At 60.4% G+C, this 21,535-nt stretch carries 18 protein-coding genes and 1 tRNA gene; 3 read left to right on the top strand and 16 right to left on the bottom strand.

Annotation, left to right across the window (positions count from 1 at the left end; translation table 11 throughout):
* Window positions 1–126: 126 nt before the first annotated feature.
* A complete protein-coding gene (locus tag HMPREF2527_RS02635; protein ID WP_070506155.1) occupies window positions 127–1,236 on the bottom strand; it encodes an App1 family protein in 1,110 nt (369 codons plus the stop codon).
* Window positions 1,237–1,414: 178 nt separating this feature from the next.
* Here HMPREF2527_RS02635 and HMPREF2527_RS02630 point away from each other — a divergent pair, with 178 nt between their 5' ends.
* The 3 genes from HMPREF2527_RS02630 (at window position 1,415) to HMPREF2527_RS09980 (ending at window position 4,271) form a co-directional block, all read left to right on the top strand.
* The gene (locus HMPREF2527_RS02630) at window positions 1,415–2,545 is read left to right on the top strand and encodes a polysaccharide deacetylase family protein (protein ID WP_070506153.1); all 1,131 of its coding nucleotides are present in this window, start codon (window positions 1,415–1,417) and stop codon (window positions 2,543–2,545) included.
* A gap of 192 nt (window positions 2,546–2,737) precedes the next feature.
* Window positions 2,738–3,478, top strand: a complete 741-nt coding sequence (locus HMPREF2527_RS02625) for a DsbA family oxidoreductase (RefSeq protein WP_070506151.1) — start codon at window positions 2,738–2,740, stop codon at window positions 3,476–3,478.
* 301 nt (window positions 3,479–3,779) lie between these two features.
* Window positions 3,780–4,271, top strand: coding sequence for an excalibur calcium-binding domain-containing protein (locus tag HMPREF2527_RS09980; protein ID WP_080977152.1), 492 nt, complete (start codon window positions 3,780–3,782; stop codon window positions 4,269–4,271).
* A gap of 123 nt (window positions 4,272–4,394) precedes the next feature.
* Here the strand turns inward: HMPREF2527_RS09980 and HMPREF2527_RS02620 are convergent, their stop codons facing one another.
* From HMPREF2527_RS02620 to HMPREF2527_RS02550, 15 genes are all read right to left on the bottom strand, one after another.
* Window positions 4,395–4,667, bottom strand: a complete 273-nt coding sequence (locus HMPREF2527_RS02620) for a hypothetical protein (RefSeq protein WP_239662317.1) — start codon at window positions 4,665–4,667, stop codon at window positions 4,395–4,397.
* A 46-nt stretch (window positions 4,668–4,713) separates the two neighbouring features.
* Complete coding sequence (locus tag HMPREF2527_RS02615; protein ID WP_049352367.1) at window positions 4,714–5,712, bottom strand: polysaccharide deacetylase family protein; 999 nt, start codon at window positions 5,710–5,712, stop codon at window positions 4,714–4,716.
* A 324-nt stretch (window positions 5,713–6,036) separates the two neighbouring features.
* A complete protein-coding gene (locus HMPREF2527_RS02610; protein WP_049338428.1) occupies window positions 6,037–7,437 on the bottom strand; it encodes a glutaminase in 1,401 nt (466 codons plus the stop codon).
* A 374-nt stretch (window positions 7,438–7,811) separates the two neighbouring features.
* Window positions 7,812–8,786 carry a cation diffusion facilitator family transporter gene (locus HMPREF2527_RS02605; protein ID WP_070506148.1) on the bottom strand — a complete coding sequence of 325 codons (975 nt, stop codon included), beginning with the start codon at window positions 8,784–8,786 and terminating at the stop codon, window positions 7,812–7,814.
* Between the two features lie 112 nt (window positions 8,787–8,898).
* Window positions 8,899–8,971: transfer RNA gene (locus tag HMPREF2527_RS02600), tRNA-Ala, on the bottom strand.
* A gap of 195 nt (window positions 8,972–9,166) precedes the next feature.
* Complete coding sequence (rsfS, locus tag HMPREF2527_RS02595) at window positions 9,167–9,604, bottom strand: ribosome silencing factor (protein ID WP_049338426.1); 438 nt, start codon at window positions 9,602–9,604, stop codon at window positions 9,167–9,169.
* A gap of 66 nt (window positions 9,605–9,670) precedes the next feature.
* Window positions 9,671–10,723 carry a sulfite reductase subunit alpha gene (locus HMPREF2527_RS02590; protein WP_070506145.1) on the bottom strand — a complete coding sequence of 351 codons (1,053 nt, stop codon included), beginning with the start codon at window positions 10,721–10,723 and terminating at the stop codon, window positions 9,671–9,673.
* Window positions 10,716–11,465, bottom strand: coding sequence for a nicotinate-nucleotide adenylyltransferase (gene nadD, locus HMPREF2527_RS02585; RefSeq protein ID WP_070506143.1), 750 nt, complete (start codon window positions 11,463–11,465; stop codon window positions 10,716–10,718). Before nadD ends, HMPREF2527_RS02590 begins: the two co-directional genes overlap by 8 nt.
* A gap of 393 nt (window positions 11,466–11,858) precedes the next feature.
* Window positions 11,859–13,466 carry a GTPase ObgE gene (gene obgE, locus HMPREF2527_RS02580; RefSeq protein WP_070506142.1) on the bottom strand — a complete coding sequence of 536 codons (1,608 nt, stop codon included), beginning with the start codon at window positions 13,464–13,466 and terminating at the stop codon, window positions 11,859–11,861.
* A 194-nt stretch (window positions 13,467–13,660) separates the two neighbouring features.
* Complete coding sequence (rpmA, locus tag HMPREF2527_RS02575) at window positions 13,661–13,918, bottom strand: 50S ribosomal protein L27 (RefSeq protein ID WP_005505766.1); 258 nt, start codon at window positions 13,916–13,918, stop codon at window positions 13,661–13,663.
* 41 nt (window positions 13,919–13,959) lie between these two features.
* The gene (gene rplU, locus HMPREF2527_RS02570; RefSeq protein ID WP_005505764.1) at window positions 13,960–14,271 is read right to left on the bottom strand and encodes a 50S ribosomal protein L21; all 312 of its coding nucleotides are present in this window, start codon (window positions 14,269–14,271) and stop codon (window positions 13,960–13,962) included.
* Window positions 14,272–14,797: 526 nt separating this feature from the next.
* The gene (locus HMPREF2527_RS02565; protein ID WP_083294448.1) at window positions 14,798–18,583 is read right to left on the bottom strand and encodes an Rne/Rng family ribonuclease; all 3,786 of its coding nucleotides are present in this window, start codon (window positions 18,581–18,583) and stop codon (window positions 14,798–14,800) included.
* A gap of 572 nt (window positions 18,584–19,155) precedes the next feature.
* Entirely contained in the window at window positions 19,156–19,395 is a 240-nt protein-coding gene (locus tag HMPREF2527_RS02560) for a hypothetical protein (protein ID WP_005505761.1), read from the bottom strand.
* A 304-nt stretch (window positions 19,396–19,699) separates the two neighbouring features.
* Window positions 19,700–20,368 carry a vitamin K epoxide reductase family protein gene (locus HMPREF2527_RS02555; protein ID WP_070506138.1) on the bottom strand — a complete coding sequence of 223 codons (669 nt, stop codon included), beginning with the start codon at window positions 20,366–20,368 and terminating at the stop codon, window positions 19,700–19,702.
* 335 nt (window positions 20,369–20,703) lie between these two features.
* Window positions 20,704–21,381: a TenA family protein gene (locus tag HMPREF2527_RS02550; protein ID WP_070506136.1), complete on the bottom strand. Its 678-nt coding sequence runs from the start codon at window positions 21,379–21,381 to the stop codon at window positions 20,704–20,706.
* Window positions 21,382–21,535 lie beyond the last annotated feature (154 nt).

The raw sequence follows: 21,535 nt of genomic DNA, 5'->3' as shown, positions 1-21,535 counted from the left end.
GTGGGTTTAAGTTGGTTAATTCCGCTGAAACAGCAAAACCCGCCGCAGATACCGGTATTTCGCGGTATTTGCGGTGGGTTTACAGGCTATAGGCACAGATTTTAGCAACCGGCGAGCAGTAACCGGCTAGAAATCGATCAGGCCCAGCTCACGCAGTTTCTTACTCAGCGTTACGCCGTCGGTGGCTTCAATCCACAGCGGCGAGCGCATCATCTGTTCGGCACGGTAGTCACTCCACACGCGACCGGAGGCGAGCATGGTCTCCCCCACCGTCAGGTTGCGGATGACAATTGCCGCCACGTTGTCCGGGTAGCGTACCGCGAAGCCGTTGTAGATGTACGGATCGCGCTGCCCGTCGTCACCGACGAGGATCCACTTCATCTGCGGGAATTCCTCGGCGAGTCGGCGCAGGGACTCGACCTTGTGGTTGGTTCCGGAGCGGAACCAGCGGTCCGGGGTGGGGCCCCAGTCGGTCAGCAGGAACGTGCCGCGCGGGTAGCCGTTGCGGCTGAGGAAGCGGCGCAGGGTCGGGGTGATGTTCCAGGCGCCGGTGGACAGGTACATGAACGGCGCATTCGGGTGGCTGCGGCGGATACGGTCGGTCATGACCGCCATGCCGGGGGTGGGGATGCGTGCGTGCTCGTCGAGGATGAAAGAGTTCCAGGCGGCAACCAGGGGGCGCGGCAGCATGGTGACCATGACGGTGTCGTCGACGTCCATGATGACGCCGAGCTTCTGGCTTTCGGGAACGATGTAGACGCTGGTTGCTACGGCGCGGGAGCCGGGCACATACATGATGACTTCGTGCATGCCGGGTTCCAGGTCGATGCTGAGTTTGACGTCGAGCACGCCGCCGCGGTCGGTGTACGCCTCGTGCTTGGTGCCGTCAATGACGATGGTGACGGGCGCATCGGACATTGCGGTTGCGGTGAAGGAGCGCCAGCCACGCATGGGGTTGGCGGTGTCTTGGGTGCCTTCTACAACCTGCAGGAGGCGTTCGAGGTTGACCGTCTTGTAGAGTGCGCGGGCGATGACGCGGACCCAGCCGGGGTTGCCGTCGGAGGCGGCGCGGCCGTAGCCTTCGGTGGGCACGAGGATAGGCTCGCGACCGGCAGCGATGGCGCGCTTTTCACGCCAGCGGTGCAGCCTGTCTGCAACACGGTAGCCGATGTTGACTGCCTCGTCGGCAGCATCGTTCACAAGGTTGCGCAGTTCGTGAGTGCCCAAATTCTCCATCCCACTAGTTTAGCGGAGCGTTACCGGCTTGCGGCTTTAGGATTTTGTGTTCTTATACCTAGTTTTTATACCTATTAATACTGTGGTGCTGAGCGCGGGGTGTGATGTGCGCATTATTTAGGGGTGTATTCGCTGTTCAGATTCGTTCCTTGCAGGTGGGGGCGTTATCCTGGAGAGTATGACCCACTCACAGCCTAACCGCCGACTTTTTGTGCTCGGCACTGCTATGCTTCCGCTGATTGCTGCCTGCTCGAAGAAGTCGAATGACTACGACGGCACCAGCGGTAATTTCACTCCGTATCAGGCTGGCGGCGAGACCTCTGCTGCTGCTACTCGCCCCGCACCTACGAATTCGCCGACGGTTGCCGCTGCTGGCAACCCGGTTGATAAGCCGCGCGAATGGCCCGGCGTTGGCAATTCCCTCGTTGGTGACGGCAAGTATGTTGCGTGGACTGTTGATGACGGCGCAAGCCCGGAGGCGATTCGCGGCTACGCAGAGTTCTCGAAGCGTACGAATACTCGCCTGACCTTCTTCATTAACGCTTCTTACACCGGTTTTAAGGAGCATGTGTCGTTGCTGCGTCCGCTGGTTCAGAGCGGCCAGATTCAGGTTGCGAACCACACGTACAGCCACGCCGATCTGACCACCCTGGATGCTGAGGGCGTGAAGGAAGAGCTACAGCGTAACGAAGACGAGATTATGAGCATGTTCGGTGTCTCGTCGAAGCCGTACTTCCGCCCGCCCTACGGCCGCTACAACGATGCGGTGCTGAAGGCTGCCGGTGAGATTGGTTTTACCCGCCCGGTCATGTGGAACGGCACTACCGGTGACGAGGCGAAGACTAGCTCCCGCGTGATTTACATGCGCTGCATCCGCTACATGCTGCCGCAGCAGATCGTGCTGGGTCACCTGAACTACGAGACGATCATCCCGATCCTGGATAAGGTGAAGGGCCTGATTGATGACCGCGGCCTGACTGCGGTGACGGTTCGTGACTACTACGGTGACGCATCCGAGGAAGAGATTAAGGCGGCGGCTCCTTCGCCGACCCCCACCCCGGAGGAGAACACCCCCTCCCCCGAGGCGACTACGGAGGCGCCGGCCCCTACCCCGGAGCCGACTACTGAGGCTCCGACTCAGGCACCGACTACCCGCTATGAGGATGAGGCAGCGGCTAATCAGCAGGCTACGACTGCACCTGCGGCGGCACCCACTACGGCTCCGCCTGCTCGTGCGACCACTGCGCCGGCGGCAACGACGGCACCCGCAGCTACTGCCACTACCGCTCCGGCAGCTGCCCGCCGATAGGCTCGCGTATATCGCGTGTGCTAAGCCCCCTTGACCCGGTTCCCCTACGGACCGGTACGAGGGGGCTTTGCCGTACCCGGCGAGAATAAACGCGCGGGAATAAAGGCTGGGGAATAAACGCGGCAACCGGGGCGTTAGGTGAGCGTACAGTTGCGGCAGTTGCCCCATCCGAGTGTGAGAGGAATAGACACCATGCGTATTGATATTTGGTCCGATATTGTGTGCCCCTTCTGCTACGTGGGCAAGCGTAACCTGGAGCTGGCGCTCGCCGAGTTTGAGCACCGTGACGAGGTTGAGGTGGTGTGGCATAGTTTTGAGCTGGACCCGTCGGCTACGGAGCATCCGGCAGGTTCGTTGCCTGAGATGATTGCTGGCAAGTATCAGATGCCGTTGGAGCAGGCGATTGCGAGCCAGGAGTCGTTGGCGGAGCGTGCCCGCGAGGTGGGTTTGGATTTCAATTGGCGTCAGGCGCGGTACGGTAACACGTTTGATGCGCACCGTGTGATTCATTATGCGGCGGAGCAGGGCTTGGCGTCGGCGGCGGAGGAGGCGTTTAAGCTGGCGTACTTTACGCAGGGCCGTTCGGTGCAGGATCACGAGTCGATTCTGGATATTGCTTCTGAGATTGGCCTGGATACTGCCGAGGTTGAGGCGGTGTTGAAGAGCGACCGTTACGCGGCGGATGTGCGTGCTGACGAGCAGTTGGCGCGCCAGCTGGGCATTAATGGTGTGCCGTTCTTCTTGATTGAGTCGAAGTGGGCGGTCAGTGGTGCGCAGCCTGCGGAGATGCTGGTGCAGGCGCTGCGTCAGGTGTGGGAGCAGACTCATCAGGTTGAGTTCCTGAACCCGCTGGCGGGCGCGGCTGGTGACGCAGCAGGTAACAATGCTGCGGAGGCGGGTCCGTCCTGCGATGTGAACGGCAACTGCTCCTAGCCTCAGCCCGGCTAGAGCTAGCGGTTCTGGCTAGAGCTGTCCCGGCGGGGACTACTCCCCTAGCTCTCCCCGGCTCATACAGCCCCAGATATGGCGAAGCAACAGATATAGCGAAGCCCCCTTGTGCCGGTTCTGTGCGAACCGGTGCGAGGGGGCTTTGCCATGCCCGCACACTGTGTCTTTCCTTGTCGGGCTCTTTGTGGGCGGCTCGATGTTGTCTGCGGGTGGGGCTGTTTTCCTTTACACTGGAGTGTGTGTTCTACGGTGAACACGCTTGTCCACTCACTTCTAAAGGAATATTGTGTTGAAAATTCACGCCGCGACCGCTGGTGTTCTTGCGGGTGCTCTGTTGTTGACCGGTTGCTCGACGGAGACCTCTGAACAGAAAACTGTACCTGCTAAAGACTCTGCTTCAAAGACCCCTTCACCCAAGCCTAGTAAAACTAAACGTCCTAAACGAACTCCTTCGCCTTCACCAACTCCCAGTCCTTCTGTAGCTCCGTGGGAGACATATACTCCTACTCCACGAGCCACGAAACCAAGGCCTACTCGCGTGGCAACGCAGGCTCCAGTTCAGGAGCCTGCGGCAGTTGCCCCCGCTCAGAGGGTGCCTACTCAGGAAGCTCCTGCCCGGGAAGCACCGGCGCAATCCAGCGTCTATTACAAGAACTGTGCTGAAGCCCGAGCCGCAGGTGCCGCACCCATACACCGGGGTGAACCTGGATATCGGGCTGAGTTGGATAGAGACGATGATGGCATCGCCTGCGAATGGACTGGCAAAACGAAGAAATAGAAATCCCAGCGACGAAGAAACCAAACTAACGTTAAAAGCGAAGCCCCCTTGTCCTGGTTCTGCGTGAACCGGTACAAGGGGGCTTCGTCATATCAGCCTAGTCTGTCAGCTCAGCCGGTGAGGTTAGCGCGGCTGGTAGGCGCGGGCACGCTCAGCACGAGCACGGCGCGCCTCCGCATCCTGCAGGACCGGCACCAGCATACGCACCACCTGGCCCATGCCACGCAGCACCAAATTCAGCCACAAACCCACAGACCACACCGCCGCCACACGCGGATGCCCCGTGCGCATCCACCGCACACCCAGAAAAGACAGCGAGTAATACAGCAGAAGCAGCAGCGACTCACGGAAGCGGTACACCTGCCGAAGAATAGGGTTCTGAGGAAGCTTCATCATGCCTCCCAGTATACCCACCGGAACCCCTCGCCGGGGCTCCCCCGCACTACCCGTAATAGTCGCGAATCGTCACCGTCTTCAACCCGCGCCGATCCAACAACGCCCGAATACGGTCCAGCTCAGACACCACACCCCGATAATTCAAATGCCCAATCACAATATGCTGAGCCAACGCATACTTCTCCGCATAGGCATACACCTCAGCCGAAGAAATATTAGACGAATCCGCCAACGACCCGTACCACAGAACCGGGCGCGTAAAACCACACGACGCCGCAGCCGCCAACACGCGCGCATCATAATACCCGTACGGCGGGCGGAAATACGGCTTCGAAGACACCCCAAAAAGCCGCCTAATCTCCTCATCATTACGGGTCAACTCCTGAACAATCTGCTCATCCGTCAGGCTCGTCAACGCCGCATGACTATACGTATGGTTCGCAATCTGCAACTGACCGCTCTTCACCAGCGGCAACAACAGGTCACGATGCTGCCTAAACGCCGGGTACTGACCGTTGATAAAGAAAGTGAGGCGCGTGCCGGTACGGCGGGAAAACTCCGCGTAGGCGCGTACCACCTCCGGGTCGGCGCCGTCATCGACCGTCCACGCAATATACTTGCCCTCACCCGGCAGGCCAGTCTGCGGGCCAGTCCAGGCACGAGCTTCGGGAACCGGGTTCGACGAGGTCGCAGTCGCAGAATCGGTCTTAGATGCCGCGGCGGTCGGGGATGCAGTACCCGTTGCGGAGCCAGATGCGGAAGGGGTAGCCGCCGAGCTTGCCGAAGGGGTTGAAGAAGGGCTCGCCGACGCACTACCGGACGGGCTGCTCGATGGGGTGTTCGACGGGGTACAACCGGTGAGGCCAAGACCCAGCACGCCGAAGCTCACCGCGCCCAGGCCAAAGGTACCAACGTGTTGTAAGAGTTCCCGTCGCCCCATGGAGGCGCGGGCAGAGGCGCCCGATACCATGTGGTCAGTAACGGGGTTGACGATAGCGGATTGACGAGGAGCGATAGGTGTTTCTGGGTGTGGAACAGTGTTCATATTACGAGTGTATGATGAGACCACTGTTAGCTATCGAAAAATTCAAAATATTACTTAATGATTAACAACTGCGCCATTAAAGAACCTCTACGTACTTTCAGTCCCCTCACTCACCGAAGACCACGCTCAGCGCACTAAGCTACCCCCGCCAGGCAATCCAGGTACAGCTCCAGCTACAGCGCAAGGTGCAACTCTAGGTAAGTACAGCGAGGCCCCTCCCCCAGAACACGTTCACAACGCGCCCGGGAAAGGGGCCTCAATATATAAAGTTCACGCAATCGTACTGCCAAGTACGCAGATACGATCAAGTACGCGGAGAGAAACCTACTCAGTTTCCGAAGCTTCCGGCTGCTCCGCCTTAGCAGAGTCCAGCGCATTCAGTGCCTCCAGAGCCGCAGCCTCCGCAGCCTCTTCGGCGTCCGCCTCAGCCACACGCTCAGCATCCGACTCAGCAGAAGTCACTGCCGTCGGGTTCGTCAGAACCTTCACACCCATGCTGCGCAGCGCATCCGTATTCGTAATCGTCTCGTCATTATCAATCAGGTACACCTTGTACCCGTCATTCCTCAGACGACGCATCAGCTCCAGGAGCATGCTCTGAGCGACCTCATCCACCGCGTACACGCGAGTCACGTCCAGGGCGACCTTGGAACCCTCCATCGGGGATTCCACAATCTCACGGATTACGCGCTCCACACCCGCAAAACGGATACGGCCCTGCAACTGGATCAGGCGCATAGACTCATCGCCCGAACCGATCTGGTAGTTCGCGCGCAACGCCGAACGAGCCACGGTCGGCACGTTCATCACGTGCATGCCCATGTCATCCGAGAACTGCTCGAACAGCTCCACACCGCGCACACTGTTACCGTGACCGTCCAGGCGCGGCGAGAACGTCGCCACACCCAGCTGACCGGGCACCGCACCAATAATGCCGCCGCCCACGCCGCTCTTCGCCGGCACACCCACCTGGGTTGCCCAGTCACCCGCAGCGTTATACATGCCGCACGTGAACATGACGCTCAGCACCTGACGCACCACAGTCTTAGGAACCACCTGCTCACCCGTCACCGGATGCACACCATAGTTCGCCAAAGTCGCCGCCATCAACGCCAAATCCTTAACCGTCACCATCAGCGAGCACTGGCGGGTATAACCCTGCACCGCCACAGTCGGGTCACCGGTCAGGATGCCGTGGCCGCGCAGCATGTGCGCAATCGCGTAGTTGCGGTGCGCGTGCTCCAGCTCAGACTCGTACACGCGCTCATTCACCGACAGGCGGCGACCCGCAAACGCAGACAGACCAGAAATGACGCGCTCCATGCGCTCGCCCTGAGTCGCACCGGGAGGACCAACCAGCGAATGGGTGGTAATCGCGCCCGCGTTAATCATCGGGTTCAGCGGCTTACCGGAGCCGTCCTCCAGGGACAGCTCGTTGAACGGCTCACCGGAAGGCTCCACGCCCACCTTCGCAAGCACGTCATCATAGCCGCGGTCCGCGAGCGCCAGGGCGTACACGAACGGCTTAGAAATCGACTGAATTGTGAACTCCACATCGGAGTCACCGGCGGCGTACTGCTCACCGTCAACCATCGCAATAGACGCGGCGAGCTTGTCCGGGTCCACGGCGGCAAGTTCCGGAATATAGTTTGCCAACTCACCGGAGGTATCAGAAGCGACCGACTCGAGGGTCTCGGTCAGGTAAGTGGCAATAGGTGAATGCATAGTGTTCCGTATCTGCTGCTAATCGTGGTTGTTCTCGTCAAAAATCTATGGATGCGCCCGCCCGCTGTTCCGTTTCAGCTATTCCGTTTCAGCTGGGCTGAGGCGCTCATCGTTGCAGGCTACCGCGACTGCCAAACTAAAGAGCCAGCCAGCGGACCTGTCAAAGTGTGCGGGTGAGGAGCACCTTTTGCTCCCTAAAGAGTGTATCTTTTGCGTGTTGAAGCCACCAAATATAACGGTCACTTCTCCCCCGCTATTTCAGGCTCTGGTACCTGTTCTGGCTTGCCGTTTTCTGCCGTAATTTACCGCGGCGGGCAGACCTGCCGGCGAAGCATGGGCAAAATCTACGCGAGGCAAAACCTACGCGAGCCAGCCTACGGGTGGCGAATCGAAGCCGGCTCACGACCACCCAGCTCGGCGGTCTCCAGCTGGAAGGTCGAGTGCTCAACCGACACCTCAAAATGGCTCGCCACACACGAACGGATATGGTCCAGAATCGTCACCGCAGACCCGTCATGGAAGCATGAATCGGCAACCACCACGTGCGCGGTCACCACTGGCAGACCGGTCGCCACCATCGAGGCGTGCACATCGTGCACCTCTACAACGCCGTCAACGCGCAGCATGTGCTCACGCATCGCGTCCAGGTCCAGGCCGTCCGGGGTAAACTCCATGAGCACCGCCGTGGTCTGCTTCATCAAACGTACTGCACGCGGCACAATCAGCGCCGCAATGAATAGACCCGCCAGGGCATCCGCCTGGTAGAAGCCGGTCAGCCAAATCACGATAGCCGCCACAATCACGCCCAGCGAGCCCAGGGCGTCATTGAGCACCTCCAGGAACGCGGCACGCATATTGAAGTTCGCGTTCCTCGCCGTAGCCAGCACCGCAATACCAATAGCGTTCGCCACCAGGCCAACCACACCAAAGATCAGCAGCTCGGTGCCGGGCACCTCCGGCGGGGCGAACAGGCGATGCACACCCTCCACCGCCGTGTAGATACCCACCGCCAGCAGCAGCACCGACTGCCCGAGGGCGGCAAGCACCTCAATGCGGCGGAAACCCCACGTACGGCGGGACGTTGCCGGGCGCGTCATCAGCGAAGCCGCCGTGAGCGCCACCAGCAGTCCGGACGCGTCCGTAATGGCGTGCGCCGTATCGGTCAGCAGGGCAAGACTTCCGGTGACCAACGAACCAATCGCCTGCGCCAACACAATAACGACCGCCAGACTGAACGCAATCAGCAGGCGCGGACGCATCGAGGCGGCGTCCTCCGGGCTCGGGGCATGCGAATGGTCGTGGTGATGCCCGTGATGCCCGCCGTGGCCGTGATGTGCGTGCGCTCCCATGAGTGACTCCTCAACTATGAACTGTGTTGTTGACTATCGAGAGTTATCGGCAGATAGCAAAATCGCCCGATTCACAAGAACCGGGCGACAAGCTCCTCAACCGAGGAAAACGTGGAGATAAGGGGACTCGAACCCCTGACCCCCTGCATGCCATGCAGGTGCGCTACCAGCTGCGCCATATCCCCATATTCTGTTAGTGACCTCAACGAGGCAACATGAATATATTACACACACCACGGACAGCGATGCAAACCAGCGCACCCAAAAATCCAAAAAGTTCCCGGCGGGTAAGCCAAAGGCTAAGCAAGAAGGGCGGACCCCGCGGCACCATACAGCGCCAGCAGAGCCCACCCCTCATCAGCTAAAAATCAAGCAGAAGCCTATGCCTCATCCTGAGCGGGAATGATGCGTGCAGCATCTTCCTCAGTCTCACCCTCAATGTCGAAGGAAGCCTCGTTCTCAACCCCCAGCTCAATACGCGGGGCCTCAGCCCACAGACGATCCAGAGCGTAGAACTCGCGGTCCTCCTCATGCTGAACATGCACGACAATATCGCCGAAGTCCAGCAGAATCCAACGACCCGAGGAACGACCCTCACGGCGGACAGGCTTCAAGTCAGCCTGCTCACGCAGAGCGTCCTCAACCTCATCCGCAACAGCGTTCACGAGGCGCTCATTGTGGGCAGAAACCACCAGGAAGCCATCAATCAGACCCATCGCGTCGGATGCATCCACAGCGAACAGGTTCGTTCCCTGCTTCTCCTCCGCAGCGCGGGCGGCAATGCGCAGAGCCTCAATCGAGGACTGTGCAGCAGTCATATTTTCCTTCCTTGCCGGCAGAACACCCGCCGGCAGCACCCGCAACAGGGGTGCATTGTTCACGGCCTACTTAGGGCCAAAAATCATAATCAGACCAACAACGACCAGGGCGAGCAACAGCACAATCCACAGCCACGCCAGGGAGGCCTTCTGCGCAGGCTGCAGAACCTCTTCAGCCTTCTCAACAGCGCCCTTAGAAGCGGACTCCTTGGAAGCCTCAGCGGAAGGTACCGGAGCAGACTTGGACTCAGCAGACTTGGACTCGCCGTCTTCTGCGGCTTCCTCAGACTCTTCAGCGTCCTCGGTAACCTCTTCAACCAGAGCAGCCGACTCTTCGGGATCCTGACGATCCACCATGCGCTGCAGCAGCTCCTCCACCTCATCCGGGCTCAGAGCAACAGTCGGGTCGCCGTCCACCGAATCCACGGTATCCCCTGCGGAGGCGCTATCCAGCACGCTCAGGTCAAGACCCTGCGCGTCCACCGCGCTCACGCGGGTGGGCAGCTCGTCAGCAGACTCTTCAACCTCAGCAATCTCAACGGCTTCTTCCTCAATGGAAGCAACCTCGGTCTGCTCAGCCTCAACGTCAGAGCTGTCCAGCTCCTCAACTTTCGGCTCATCGCGCACCAAGTACTGGTGCAGCTCGGGTTCCGGCTTCTCCTCCTTAACCACGGCAATGACCGGGATCGAAGAAGTCATCGGGTTATCCACCGCGGAGGGGCTGGTCGCATCCACACGGTTCTGCGCGATCTCTTCGGGGCGAAGAACACGCAGGCTACTGGTCAGAGGAGCAGGCTCATGCAGCTTCTCCTCATCGTTCGCCTCAGTGTCAATCTTGCCCTGAGCCGCCAACGCCGCAAAACGACGCTGAACAGCCAAAACCTGCGGGTCAATAGCGTCCGTATGAATCACGGAGCCCATGTTCGCAACAGGCTTCGCGGGCTCACCGCGGCGGTTCGCACGCAGGTACTCGGCAACTTCTTCACGGTAACGGGCAAGACGGCGCGGACCCATCACCTTAGTAGGCGGCGGCACCTCAATGCCGTCCTCGGTCACGTACGTCTCGTAGAGGTACGCTTCGTCCTCGCTATAGGGCTTCGAACCCGTAGCTTCACTCATGTGTTCCCTCATTACTCGTCGATTGGGGTGCCTGCCCAGACTCATCCTTCACGCGGGGCAAGCCGTCACGGTACGCCGTCAAAGCGTCCTTCTTGTACAGGCCGTACTTAGCAATGTACTGCACCACACCATCGGGCACCAGGTACCAGATGGGGGCGTCTTCAGCTGCGCGGCGACGAATATCGGTCGAAGAAATCGCCATCGCAGGAATCTTCAGGGTCGTAATATGACGACCCTCTGCCAGCGGCGGATCCAGCTCATGATCGGGGCGGGTCACACCCACAAAAGTCGCCAAATCCCACAGCTTATGGGCATTGCGCCAGGTCATAATCTGGCTGATCGCGTCCGCGCCGGTAATGAAGAACAGGTCAGCATCCGGGCGCAGGGCGCGCAGCTCGTTAAGCGTATCAAAGGTGTAGGTGGCGCCGCCACGGTCAATATCAATACGGCTCACCGTAAAACGCGGGTTCGACGCGGTCGCAATCACCGTCATCAGGTAGCGATGCTCAGCGTCACTCACGTGCCGCTCCCCCACCTTCTGCCAGGGCTGACCGGTCGGAACGAACACGACCTCGTCCAGGTCGAACACGGCGGCAACTTCACTAGCTGCCACCAGGTGTCCGTGGTGAATCGGGTCAAAAGTTCCACCCATCACGCCCAGACGCACCCGACCGGGGGTACGCGGGGGAATCGACTCGGTGCTCGGGGCACCAAAATCAAGGTGAACAGGCTGGTCAGTCACAAATGCCGTCCTTGCTGGGACAGAGACCGCACCACGGCAACTTAAAGAGCCACCACAGGTGCGGATGCGGGCAGGTACACAGAAGGTACGCAACACCGAAAACGGTGCCCGCGTACATTCCCCTCTATGCTACCTGCTTACGGTCAAAAACACCGAAATGACGGGGGTGAGCTAAGCCGCCAGTGGAATACCCAGCCAGCACGCCCAACCACAAGTTCTCCACAGGCTCACCCGCGTGTTCTGACACGCACATCCGGCTCGAGCGGCAACCACAGAACCTACAAGAAAGCACCGCACACAAGAAAGCACCGCGCACCGGAGCCAAACCCCGGTACGCGGCACCACTCACTGTCTATGAAACAGCTGTCTAGGCAACAGCTAACGCTTCAGCTATTAGTCCTCGACGTTCGGCATGTCGATATTCTCGTCGATCTTGCCTTCCTTCAACTTCTTGCGGTACTCAACCGACTCGGTCCACACGCCTGCAGCGCGCTCGGACTCCAGCTCGGCACGAGCCTCCGCCTTCGCGTCCATACGCTCCTTGTACTCCACACGCTTCTGCGCACGAGTCGGGCGAATGATCTCTTCCAGACGAGCGTCCGTACCACGCGGGGAGGACAGCAACTCAGCGCCACCGACCATGGTCGGCTCCCAATCGAAGATCACCGAGTTGTCGTTCTCACCAATCACCACGGCGTCACCGGCACGAGCACCAGCCTTGAACAGCTCATCCTCAACGCCCAGGCGCGCCAGGCGGTCCGCCAGGTAGCCGACAGCCTCATCATTATTGAAGTCAGTCTGCTGAATCCAACGCTCAGGCTTCTCACCAATCACGCGGAACAGCGGCTCAAGGTTACGCTCCTCGCGGCGAATAGTGAACTCCTGCTTCTTCTTACCGCGGAAGCCCTTCGGGCGAACCACAGGAGCCTCAACAACCACGCGCTCCGCTTCCTTCTCGGCAGCGGCACGAGCCACACGGTCCTCCTCAACGAGCTGTGCCATCGCAAAGATCAGGGGCTTCAAACCCTCATGGGAAGCCGTCGAAATCTCGAAGACCTTGAAGCCCATCTCCTCAAACTCGGGGCGAACAAACTCAGCCAGCTCACGAGCCTCAGGAACGTCAATCTTATTGAGCACCACAATCTGCGGACGCTCATGCAGCGGCACGGTCACACCCGCAGTCGGGTCAACCTCATAGTTCTGTAGCTCGCCGCGAATCACCTCAAAGTCACTGATCGGGTCGCGGCCCGGCTCCAAAGTAGCGCAGTCAATCACGTGCACCAGAGCCGAAGAACGCTCCACATGGCGCAGGAAGCGGTGACCCAGACCGCGGCCCTCCGAAGCGCCCTCAATCAGACCCGGAACATCCGCGACGGTGTAGCGAACATCGCCCGCCTGCACCACGCCCAGGTTCGGGATCAAAGTGGTGAACGGGTAGTCAGCAATCTTCGGACGCGCCGCAGAAATCGCAGCAATCAACGAAGACTTACCCGCCGAGGGGTAACCCACCAGAGCCACATCCGCAATGGACTTCAGCTCCAGAACAATATCAGCTTCTTCACCGGGGGTGCCCAGCAGAGCAAAACCGGGAGCCTTACGCTTAGCCGAAGCCAATGCAGCGTTACCCAGACCGCCCATACCGCCACGGGCAGCAACATACTCGTCGCCCACACGCAGCAGGTCAGCCAAAACATTACCCTCGCGGTCCTTCACCACAGTACCCTGCGGCACGGTCAGAATCAGGTCCTCACCGTTAAAGCCGTGGTGCATATCGCCACGACCAATATCGCCATTCGGGGCGTGCTGGTGCGGGCTGTGGTGGTACTCCAGCAGGGTCGTGGTCTGGTTATCCACGCGCAGAATCACCGCGCCACCATTACCACCGTTACCGCCGTTAGGGCCGCCCAGGGGCTTAAACTTTTCACGTCGCACGGAGACGCAGCCGTTACCTCCGCGACCGCCAGATACATGCAAGACCACGCGGTCCACGAATTCTGCCACGGGTTCTCCTTATCTTGGAAAATCTTCACTTCGCCACCGCACGGCACACACCAATCATGCTGCGGATGCGGCGGCAGGCGCGACCGGGTTGGGGTGCGCCTCATCGTGGAGCCCAGCACAGGCGTCCACGGCATTCGAGGTCATAGCGAGAGGGGGTAGACTAACGCCTACCCCCTCTGCCCTAGCGGTGAGTATTACTCAGCTGCTGCCAGGATGTTAACGACCTTGCGGCCCTTGCGGGTACCGAATTCGACGGTGCCTGCTGCCAGAGCGAACAGGGTGTCGTCGCCACCGCGGCCAACGTTCAGGCCGGGGTGGAAGTGGGTGCCGCGCTGGCGAACGAGAATCTCGCCTGCGTTGACGGACTGGCCGCCGTAGCGCTTAACACCGAGGTACTGGGGGTTCGAGTCACGGCCGTTACGGGTGGAGCTTGCGCCCTTCTTGTGTGCCATTCTGTATTCCTACCTTAGGGTTTGAATTCCGGTCGTTTCGATTACGCGTTGATAGCGGTAATCTTGACGGTGGTCAGCTCGGCGCGGAAGCCCTGACGCTTCTTGTAACCGGTCTTGTTCTTGTACTTCTGAATAACGATCTTCGGACCGCGCAGGTCCTCAACCTTCTCAGCAACAACCTTGGCGGAAGCCAGGGACTTTGCATCAGCGGTGACCTTGTCACCGTCGACGAGCAGCAGCACGGGCAGCTCGATGGTGCTGCCGGGCTCGCCTGCAACACGGTCAAGGGTAACGAGGTCGCCTACGGAAACCTTCTCCTGGCGGCCGCCAGCGCGTACAATCGCGTATGCCACTATGGGACTCACTTTTCTCGACAACTTGCTTCTTGGATCTCACACGAATGAGCAACCTGCGCTTTCATTGCTGTGCGCCCTCCCCCGCCAGTCGAATGACCGCGAACAAGGAGGAACGGCCCGTGCGTTCCGGCGGGATTGCCCGCCGAAGCCAACACGCGAGGCTCACCGGTGGTGTCTCTCTCCCGCACGTTTCGACTCAGCCGAATACTCGACCACGCCGAAGACGATGCGGGTGGGAGCGGTGTCTCCCGCTGGCCCTGCGTCGATAGGGCTTCACTGAGATAAACACCAGTCCTTAAGGATACGGCATGATCTACGCGCCGCGCAATAGATAAATTTACGGATTATCCGCAGACACCACGTGATGCTCCTCTAATACTGCACCGCACTCTTAGTAGCGCCTTTAAAATGACGCAGCACACGCACAGAAAAAAATAGCCTCGGTAGGGAAGTTCCGGCTCGCCCTACCGAGGCTATCTCATATACACACACCATCGGAATTCCGATGATCGGAAGCTAAAGACTAATCGTCCTTACCTTCACGCTTAATGTCGGCAGCGGCAACGCCAATGCCGAACAAGACAGGGGCCGAAGCGTCATCAGCCACCGGAGCCACATCCGCAACAGAAGCGGAAGCAACCACGGAACCCTCAGCACGCTCGGAAGCGTCCACGGTCACGACCTGAGCACCGGCACCGGCGCTCGAAGCCGCACGGCGAGTGCGACGCTTACGCGGGGTCGAACCGGGCACCTGAGCCGCAGGCGTCTGATCCTCAACCGGAGCCTCAACCGCTGCGGGAGCTGCGCCCACCACACCGGTCACAGCCGGAGCACCAATCACGCCGGTCACAACCGGGCGAGACTCAGACTTCTCAATCTTATCAGCCTTTGCGGGTGCCTGCTCGGATGCCACGCTCTGCTCAGCTGACTTCTCGGCGCGCTTCTCATCAGCGGCGCGACGAGCACGGCGGCGGGACGCACGCGGGGTCTCACGAACATCCTCAATGCGCAGGTCCTCACGCTCAACACGCTTGGACTCCTGAGCCTTCTGCACACCCGAGTTTACCTCAGCGGAGGTTGCCTCAGCGCCCTTCTGCTCAGCGTTCTGGCGCTTCGCCGAACGATCCTCGCGGCCCGAACGGAACGACTCACCCTCGGCGCGGGCAAGACGGCCAGCCTTCTGAGAAGCACGAGCCTTCGCCTCACCAGCACGAATCGCCTCAAAACGATCCGAAGAGCGGCTAAAGCGCGGGTCGAGCTCCGGGTCAACGTGGTGCTCATCCTCCAGCGCACCCGCGCCGGAATCCTCCACAGCGGCGATATCCGCATCGGTCAGCTCGCGGCGCTTACGGTTACGAGAAGACTTCTTCTCGCCACGCTTGGACGAACGACGCTCCTCCGCACGCTCCTGATCAGAACGCTCCTCAGCAGAGTCCTTCGAGGAACCCTCAGCGGACTCCTCCTCCACGCGGTCGAACGCGCTTGCCAGCTGTTCCAGGGAGAAACCGCCCTGCTCACCGATCCAGTTGCCCTCGGTGACCTCAGCGACCTTGTCCTCACGCTGAGCAACCTCCGCGTGGGCCTGCTCGCTGGCAGCCTCGGCAATACCCTGAATTTCCTGCTCAAGCGACAGCTCAGCGGTCTCCGCGCGGCGCGAACGCTTGCGACGCTTACGCTTCTTGCGGGTCGAAGCAGTCTCCTCCGAAGCTTCCTCACTGTGAGCGGATGCGGCAGCCACCGCAGCCATAGCGTTACGGCGCTCAGCCTTCTTCGACTCCAGAGCATCCTGCTTCTGCTGGTCACGAGAATCCTCGCGGGCAGCGGCACGGCTACGCTTACGGTCATTACGCTCATGGCGGTGAATGTAATCCGACGCGCCACCGCTACGACCGCTCAGCGGCTGATCGTGAACCACCAGGCCACGACCGGCGCAGTGCTCACAGGGCTCCGAGAAGACCTCAAGCAGACCGGTACCCAGGCGCTTACGGGTCATCTGAACCAGACCCAGCGAAGTCACCTCAGCCACCTGATGCTTGGTACGGTCACGGCCCAGGCACTCAATCAGGCGACGCAGAACCAGGTCACGGTTCGACTCAAGCACCATGTCAATGAAGTCAATGACGATAATGCCGCCGATATCGCGCAGACGCAGCTGACGGACAATCTCCTCAGCAGCTTCCAGGTTGTTCTTGGTGACAGTCTCTTCAAGGTTGCCGCCGCTACCGGTGAACTTACCGGTGTTCACATCCACCACGGTCATGGCTTCGGTACGGTCAATCACCAGCGAACCACCCGAAGGCAGGTACACCTTACGGTCCAGTGCCTTCGCCAGCTGCTCGTTGATGCGGTAGTGGTCGAAGAGGTCGTCATCGCCGTCCCACTGCTGCAGGCGGGAGACCAGGTCCGGCGCCACGTACGTCACGTACGCCTCGATGGAATCCCACGCGTTCTCGCCCTGAACGATCATCGCGGTGAAGTCCTCGTTGAAGACGTCACGCACGGTCTTAATCATCAGGTCGGGCTCCTGGTAGAGCATCTCCGGAGCCAGCACCTTGCGGGATTTAGCCTTCTCCTGAATCTCTTCCCACTGCGCACGCAGACGGTTAATGTCGTGGGTCAGCTCCTCCTCAGAAGCACCCTCCGCCGCGGTACGAACAATCACGCCAGCACCCTCGGGCAGCTTGTCCTTCAGAATCTTCTTCAGGCGAGCACGCTCGGTGTCGGGCAGCTTACGGGAAATACCGGTCATCGAACCACCCGGCACATACACCAGGAAGCGGCCGGGCAGAGAAACCTGGCTGGTCAGGCGGGCACCCTTGTGACCGATCGGGTCCTTGGTGACCTGCACCAGAACCGAATCACCGGGCTTCAGGGCGTTCTCAATCTTGCGGGGCGCACCGTCCAGACCGGTGACATCCCAGTTGACCTCGCCCGCGTACAGCACAGCGTTGCGGCCGCGTCCAATGTCAACGAACGCAGCTTCCATGGACGGCAGGACGTTCTGAACCTTACCCAGGTATACGTTGCCAATCAGCGAATCCTGCTGGGTCTTAGACACGAAGTGCTCAGCCAGCACGCCGTCCTCAAGCACACCAATCTGGATGCGGCCGTCCTTCTGACGAACCAGCATCTGCCGGTCCACAGACTCGCGGCGAGCCAGGAACTCAGCCTCAGTCACGATGTGGCGGCGGCGACCCAGGGAGCGGGACTCGCGGCGGCGCACACGCTTCGCCTCCAGGCGGGTAGAACCGCGCACACCGGTCACAGTGTTGGATGCGTGAGAGTCAGCCAGGCGCGGTGCACGCACCTTGGTGACGGTCTCAACGTCATCATCAACGCCGCCCTCAATCTCAATATCTTCGGTACCGCGGCGACGGCGACGGCGACGGTGGCTCGTCACCTCAGCCTCAGCGGCAGCCTCCTCACGGCGGCGCTCCATGCGCTCCTTACGCTTCTGCTCCTCAGCAGCGGCGCGGCGTGCTTCACGCTCCAGCTTGGCGGCAACAGCAAGCTCGCTCAGCTCCTCCGGCTCGGGCGCCATGAACAGCGGCATCGCACCCATCGGGGTACGCGAGCGCAGCTCCTGCAGCTTCTCGCGCTGCAGGTCGCTAATGGTCTTTACCGGCTCGGGAGCTACTTCAGGCTCCTCAGCAGACTCTTCTACTGCGGGTGCCTTGAGTGCAGCCTCTTCGGTTGCGGATTCCTCAACAGCTGCAGCAGCCTCGGCGGGCTGCTCTGCGGCAGGCTCTTCAGCGGGAGCTTCAGCCTTCTCAGCCGGTGCGGAGGTTACGACCTCAACCTTGGCGGTCTCTTCCTTCGCCTCAACGGCAGACTCGGCAGCGGGCTCAGCCGCCTTCTTCTCAGCAACCGGCTCAACAGACTCAGCGGCGGGGGCAACAACTTCCTCCACCTTAGCGGTCTTCTCAACGGTCTCAACCTTCGCGGTGTTCTCCACGACAGCAGGCTCAGCAGCCTTCTTCTCAGCAGCCTCAAACAGGCTATCGAGGGTAGAAGCGACCTCGGTCTCAGACGTAGCGGGAGCGGCAACCTTCGGTGCCGGCGCGTGCTTAGCCTTAGCGTTACGCAGGTTGGTCAGGCCAGCAGCAATCGCCTCATCCAGGGGAACCTCAGGAGCCTTCTCCTTCTTCGGGCGACCCGGACGGCGGCGCTCAGTACCCTGCTGGGCGTCAGAGCTCTCACGAACATTCTTACGCAGAGTTTCACGGGTCTCTGCAGAGGCGTTCTTCTCCTCCGCGAGGGCATTCAGCGCCTCAAAAACCCCAAGTTCGACGTTCTTCTCGTCAGACATTAATCTTCTTTCGTTACACCCTGCTCCGCACCGCAAGGATTTTAACAGCGCGCATACAGCGCAAAGCCTAGTTGCTGTCACCGCGGCTCAAGCCTCACCCTACGGTGCGCGTTCATCGCGGGCACTATCTCGTTCAGTGCTTCTGCCGTAGGGGGCGAGCGGGCGGAACGCAGAGCGCGCCGCGACGGTCACAGCCACCTCGCTCTCGAGCACGGCACGCTCACACCCTTCCTGGGTGCCCTGCCGGTCTTCGGGTTTCTTCGCCGAGGCGGGGCCCGCGCGGTGCGACAGTTATGCTCCGCGGCTTATAGCCGGCGCTCTTCGGGTACTCTCCCTCGATGCGTTGGTGGGGATCTTTATGCGCGTGCGGGGCGCACAAGACACCGTGTTCCATTATACCCGGTAGAGGGTACCTCTAAGCCACCCCGCCCATCCTATCTGGGCTCCACCTCCCGGCAGGATACGCGGGACACATTGCAGCGGGGCACATTGCGGCAGTCGTCTAGCGGGTACAGCAAAGCCGGGCGTGCCACTACGCATCACCCGGCTTCAAAAAACTTTCAGAGGAGGGGCTAGTCCAGACCCAGTTCCGCATCGCGCGCCTCACGAGCCTGCTGAGCAAGCTTCGGGTCGGTCGGCAGGTACTCCGGACCGGAACCGGTCGCAAACGGAACGCCCAGAATGAAAACAAACGGAGAAACCACCAGCAGAATCACCCACAGCAGCGAGAAGTGACCGGCAGTCAGCAACAGCAGGGCAGTCAGAAAAATAACAGCAGCAGCGCCCATTGCGGCAATTCCGGCAGTCTTCACGGTTCTCCTCGAAGGGGTATCAAGAATCTAGTGTCCAGCAGAACGGCAGGCAGTCAACGCCGCGGGCAAACCCCGCGGACGGCTGCGGCTGACGCCGCTCAAGAATATACCTGACCATTATACGCACCCGCGCCGCCTCCCCGCTGACCGCCACCGGCAAAGTCACCGGCACCCCCCCCCACTACCCGGCGCCTCAGCCCGGCGCCTCAGCCCGGCGCAACCTCACCCGCCCGCAGATACAGCAACGCCCCGGCACCAACAGGCACCGGGGCGTTGCATGTTCGGGGCATCAGCCCTCAAATGCTTAGCGCATCATATTCACAATGACCTCAAAGAAGCGGATCACAATAATGCCGAAAATCAGGATCAGCCACAGGCTAATCGCAAACCACGACCAGCCGCGAGCGCTCTCACGCATCGACTGCGACGCCGGAATAACACCCGCCGAAATATTGCGGACCGTAGTCTTCACAAAAAGCGTGATGGTCATAACCCACACGATCATGCAGAACAGGCACAGCGCGTTAATCTGGAAGGTCGTCTGGTACCACAGCCACATAATGAATGCGGTTGCCGCAGCCAAACCAATGTTCATGCACACCCAGAACCACTTCTTGAAGCGTGCACCCGCCATCATCGCGGCGCCGATAGTCACCACAATCGAGAAGCCCACCAGGCCAATGAACGGGTTCGGGAAGCCGAACGCCTCCGCCTGCGGGGTGCGCATCACCGTGCCGCAGCTGAGCAGGGCGTTGATATCGCAGACCGTGGAGTGGCCGGCATCAATGTAAATCTGCAGGCGCTCGTACACCAGAATCGCTGAAGAAATGAGTGCGATCAGGCCGGCGCCAACCAGCCAGAATCCGAGCTGTCGGTCTGAGTAGCTGCCCGGGGTTCCCGCGTGCCCGTGCTGCGCTTCGTTCTCAGCCTCAGCGTGGACGGGCTCGGTAGTACTCGATGCGGCGGTACTCATACGACTCCTTTAGATAGTGTTTTACGGTGGTACTCACCGGCGCGGCATAGCCAGCACCCCGGAAGCAGTACCCCATTTATCCTAGCCTCTCACATTGCTCAATAGCACGCCATTAGCTTCTACATTTACTATATGACGCCTCAAATCATGCAAATAGGCGCATTTTTGTGACGTACCTTAAACACAAAAGCCCCGGAAGGAGCCCGCAACGTAGCGGCGGGCGGGACCTTCCGGGGCATGGTGCGCATGTTTTCTATGGCATTCGCCTCATCGACGCGCGGCGGCTCCCACGGCAACTACCGTGGAGCGCACAGACGGCACGTGAGGGCAGTGCGTTAGGGCAGCGGGTGGGTGTACGACTCGTCAAAGAACTGCTGCTCCAGCTCCACCGCGCGGCTAAAGAACTCGCGGGCAGCCTGCGCATCCGACGGGCCCACACGGTCCAGTTCACGGCGCAGGAAATCAACCAGCTCACGGAACTCCGGGTAGTCGTGCAGGGTAATCCACTCGTGGTGCACAAAAGAATCGGGGCGCTTGGCGGGAGCCTTAGACGCCCAATCCAGGTACAGGCCCTCGCAAACCATCAGCACCGACAGAATCGCCGCGTAGCTGCCGCTTGCCGCAGCGTCGAGGAAGAGGCGCTTGAAGCCGGTGGTCGCCTCCGTATCGGGCATGGATTCACGCTGATGCTCGGTCACGCCCAGAGTCTCAAAACAACGCAGGAAGTAAGTGTTCTCATCGCCCGCAATCTCGCCGGCAAACTGCGCCAAGCGCAGGCGACCCGCGAGAGTATCAGCGTTAGCAATCGCGCCACCAATCAGGGCGAGGAAGGTATCGAGGAAGCGGTAGTCCTGCACCAGGTACCCCGCCATGACCTGCGGGGCAATCGAGCCGTCAAAAAGCTCAGCAACAAAGCGGTGATTCGTGGCGGCAAGCCAGGTGTCGAGGTTCTCCTGGCGTAGGGACTCGGTGAACGAATCGGTGCCAATCAAATCGGTGAAGGGTGCGGGCATGATGGGTGCCTTTCACTATGTGGCATACCGTCGCTGGTATGCGTATGTGTGCGGGTGTGTTGGTGCGGCCTCAGGCGTTGGGGCCGGCGCCTCAGCGAATATAGCACCGTGACGCCAAGGCGTGCCCGGTTTTGCGCCCCCGGTGCCCACAATT

The sequence above is a fragment of the Rothia sp. HMSC071B01 genome (assembly GCF_001808945.1).
In the GTDB taxonomy this organism is placed as follows: Bacteria; Actinomycetota; Actinomycetes; order Actinomycetales; family Micrococcaceae; genus Rothia.
This window is presented reverse-complemented; position numbering and strand designations above follow the sequence as displayed.

What these genes read in the sequence shown, in the direction of transcription:
- HMPREF2527_RS02565 (WP_083294448.1), bottom strand. Translation starts at nt 18,583, where the DNA reads ATGTCTGACGAGAAGAACGTCGAACTTGGGGTTTTTGAGGCGCTGAAT.
- HMPREF2527_RS02590 (WP_070506145.1), bottom strand. Translation starts at nt 10,723, where the DNA reads ATGAGTGAAGCTACGGGTTCGAAGCCCTATAGCGAGGACGAAGCGTAC.
- HMPREF2527_RS02630 (WP_070506153.1), top strand. Translation starts at nt 1,415, where the DNA reads ATGACCCACTCACAGCCTAACCGCCGACTTTTTGTGCTCGGCACTGCT.
- HMPREF2527_RS02625 (WP_070506151.1), top strand. Translation starts at nt 2,738, where the DNA reads ATGCGTATTGATATTTGGTCCGATATTGTGTGCCCCTTCTGCTACGTG.
- HMPREF2527_RS02615 (WP_049352367.1), bottom strand. Translation starts at nt 5,712, where the DNA reads ATGAACACTGTTCCACACCCAGAAACACCTATCGCTCCTCGTCAATCC.
- rpmA (WP_005505766.1), bottom strand. Translation starts at nt 13,918, where the DNA reads ATGGCACACAAGAAGGGCGCAAGCTCCACCCGTAACGGCCGTGACTCG.
- HMPREF2527_RS02635 (WP_070506155.1), bottom strand. Translation starts at nt 1,236, where the DNA reads ATGGAGAATTTGGGCACTCACGAACTGCGCAACCTTGTGAACGATGCT.
- rsfS (WP_049338426.1), bottom strand. Translation starts at nt 9,604, where the DNA reads ATGACTGCTGCACAGTCCTCGATTGAGGCTCTGCGCATTGCCGCCCGC.
- HMPREF2527_RS02610 (WP_049338428.1), bottom strand. Translation starts at nt 7,437, where the DNA reads ATGCATTCACCTATTGCCACTTACCTGACCGAGACCCTCGAGTCGGTC.
- HMPREF2527_RS02620 (WP_239662317.1), bottom strand. Translation starts at nt 4,667, where the DNA reads ATGATGAAGCTTCCTCAGAACCCTATTCTTCGGCAGGTGTACCGCTTC.
- HMPREF2527_RS02555 (WP_070506138.1), bottom strand. Translation starts at nt 20,368, where the DNA reads ATGAGTACCGCCGCATCGAGTACTACCGAGCCCGTCCACGCTGAGGCT.
- HMPREF2527_RS02550 (WP_070506136.1), bottom strand. Translation starts at nt 21,381, where the DNA reads ATGCCCGCACCCTTCACCGATTTGATTGGCACCGATTCGTTCACCGAG.
- HMPREF2527_RS02605 (WP_070506148.1), bottom strand. Translation starts at nt 8,786, where the DNA reads ATGGGAGCGCACGCACATCACGGCCACGGCGGGCATCACGGGCATCAC.